Here is a 2949-nt window from a genome sequence, read left to right as displayed (position 1 = left end):
GATTTGCGTCTCTTTCCAGGTCTGGCGGTGACCTACTCTCCCACGTCTTGAGACGCAGTACCATCGGCGCAGCGGCACTTAACGGCCGAGTTCGGGATGGGATCGGGTGTTTTGCTCGCGCTAGGGCCACCAGACCAGGAAAGAGACGCTCAGCGTGGGCTATTGCCCATGTTGTCCAAGGATGCATTTGGAAGGAGGCTGAAGTCTGCCTTCTTCCGGATCAAATCAAGCCTATCGAGCCATTAGTACCGGTCAACTGAATGCATTGCTGCACTTACATCTCCGGCCTATCGACGTGGTGGTCTTCCACGGCTCTCAAGGGAGACCTTGTTTTGAGGGGGGCTTCACGCTTAGATGCCTTCAGCGTTTATCCTGTCCGTTCATAGCTACCCAGCACTGCCGTTGGCACGACAACTGGTCCACCAGTGGAACGTTCACCCCGGTCCTCTCGTACTAGGGGCAACTCCTCTCAAGTCTCCAACACCCACGGCAGATAGGGACCGAACTGTCTCACGACGTTCTAAACCCAGCTCACGTACCTCTTTAAACGGCGAACAGCCGTACCCTTGGGACCTGCTCCAGCCCCAGGATGAGATGAGCCGACATCGAGGTGCCAAACGATGCCGTCGATATGGACTCTTGGGCATCATCAGCCTGTTATCCCCAGCGTACCTTTTATCCGTTGAGCGATGGCCCTTCCACTCGGGACCACCGGATCACTATGGCCGACTTTCGTCTCTGCTCGACTTGTCAGTCTTGCAGTCAGGCTGGCTTCTGCCATTGCACTCAACGAGCGATTTCCGACCGCTCTGAGCCAACCTTCGCGCGCCTCCGTTACTGTTTGGGAGGCGACCGCCCCAGTCAAACTACCCACCACGCAGGGTCCCGGACCCGGATAACGGGCCGCGGTTAGACATCAAGAGTGCGAAGGGCGGTATCTCAAGGATGGCTCCACGGGAACTGGCGTCCCCGCTTCAAAGCCTACCGCCTATCCTGCACATCGCAATCCTGATGCCAGTGCGAAGTTGTAGTAAAGGTGCATGGGGTCTTTCCGTCTAACCGCGGGAAGTCTGCATCTTCACAGACAATTCAATTTCGCTGAGTCCACATTTGAGACAGCGGGGAAGTCGTTACGCCATTCGTGCAGGTCGGAACTTACCCGACAAGGAATTTCGCTACCTTAGGACCGTTATAGTTACGGCCGCCGTTTACCGGGGCTTCAATTCAAGGCTTGCACCTCTCCTTTTAACCTTCCGGCACCGGGCAGGCGTCAGACCCTATACGTCGTCTTACGACTTCGCAGAGCCCTGTGTTTTTAGTAAACAGTCGCCACCCCCTGGTTTGTGCCCCCGGCCTCTGCTTGCGCAAAAACCGGGCCTCCTTCTCGCGAACTTACGGAGGTATTTTGCCGAGTTCCTTAAATGTGGTTCTCTCAAGCGCCTTGGTATTCTCTACCAGTCCACCTGTGTCGGTTTAGGGTACGGTCTTGTGGAGGGCTATTTCCAGGGACCCCTCAGCAGCCCATTCAATCCGATAAGGATGAACTACCTCTGGGATCCGTCACCATCTCCTGGCCCAGGAATATTAACCTGGTTCCCATCGACTACGCCTTTCGGCCTCGCCTTAGGGGCCGGCTTACCCTGCTCAGATTAGCTTTAAGCAGGAACCCTTGGACTTTCGGCGACAGGGTCTCTCACCCTGTTTGTCGCTACTCATGTCAACATTCTCACTTCTGATCACTCCACCGGTTGCCTCACGGCCCGGCTTCACAGTCAGAACATTGCCTCCGTTGCATCCGAGGACGCAAAAGAGGCAGCGTTCTATATCACAGAACGCTCCGCTACCACGCACAACAAGTGTGCATCCAAAGCTTCGGCTCGTGGCTTGAGCCCCGTTACATCTTCGCCGCAAGACCTCTTGATTAGACCAGTGAGCTGTTACGCTATCTTTAAAGGATGGCTGCTTCTAAGCCAACCTCCTGGTTGTTTTGGAAGTCTCACATGCTTTCCCACTTAGCCACGAATTGGGGGCCTTAGCTGTTGGTCAGGGTTGTTTCCCTCTCCACGACGGACGTTAGCACCCGCCGTGTGTCTCCCGGACAGTTCTCTTGGGTATTCGGAGTTTGCTTAGACTCAGTAAGGCTGTGGGCCCCCATCATCCATGCAGTGCTCTACCCCCCAAGGAATACATCCGAGGCGCTACCTAAATAGCTTTCGCGGAGAACCAGCTATCTCCGAGTTTGATTGGCCTTTCACCCCTAGGCACAAGTCATCCCGACCTTTTTCAACAGGTGTGGGTTCGGACCTCCAGTACGTGTTACCGTACCTTCATCCTGCTCATGCCTAGATCACTCGGTTTCGGGTCTGATCCGTCTAACTTGTTCGCCCATTTAAGACTCGCTTTCGCTGCGCCTACACCTAACGGCTTAAGCTTGCTAGACAGACCAAGTCGTTGACCCATTATACAAAAGGTACGCCGTCACCCCTCGAGGGGGCTCCGACTGCTTGTAGGCGTCCGGTTTCAGAAACTGTTTCACTCCCCTCGTCGGGGTGCTTTTCACCTTTCCCTCACGGTACTGGTTCGCTATCGGTCAGTAAGGAGTACTTAGCCTTCGAGGGTGGTCCCCCGATCTTCAGACAGGATTTCACGTGTCCCGCCCTACTTAATGCGTCCCATCGAGCTTCCGATACGGGGCTGTCACCCGCTATGGCCAGACTTTCCAATCTGTTCTCGTCACTCTCAAGGCTCGGCTGGTCCGCGTTCGCTCGCCACTACTAGCGGAGTATCTGTTGATTTCCTTTCCTCCGGGTACTTAGATGTTTCAGTTCCCCGGGTTTGCTTCTTTAACCCTATGTATTCAGGTAAAAGATACCTGGTTAACCCGATTGTTGAGTGCCGCGAACGGCAACAACAACCAAGTTTCAGGTGGGTTTCCCCATTCGGAAATTC

2 rRNA genes (1 of these 2 running past the window's edge) are annotated in these 2949 nt (G+C 54.8%); both read right to left on the bottom strand.

The window, feature by feature from the left end:
* Positions 1 to 19 precede the first annotated feature (19 nt).
* A 5S ribosomal RNA gene (rrf, locus tag DDE75_RS17040) occupies positions 20 to 134 on the bottom strand.
* Between the two features lie 87 nt (positions 135 to 221).
* Positions 222 to 2949 (bottom strand): 23S ribosomal RNA (locus tag DDE75_RS17035); it runs 108 nt beyond the window's last position.

The sequence above is a fragment of the Paracoccus indicus genome, from assembly GCF_003056335.1.
Taxonomy (GTDB): Bacteria; Pseudomonadota; Alphaproteobacteria; order Rhodobacterales; family Rhodobacteraceae; genus Paracoccus; species Paracoccus indicus.
The sequence above is the reverse complement of the archived record's forward strand: the minus strand, read 5'-3'. Positions and strand labels throughout refer to the sequence as shown.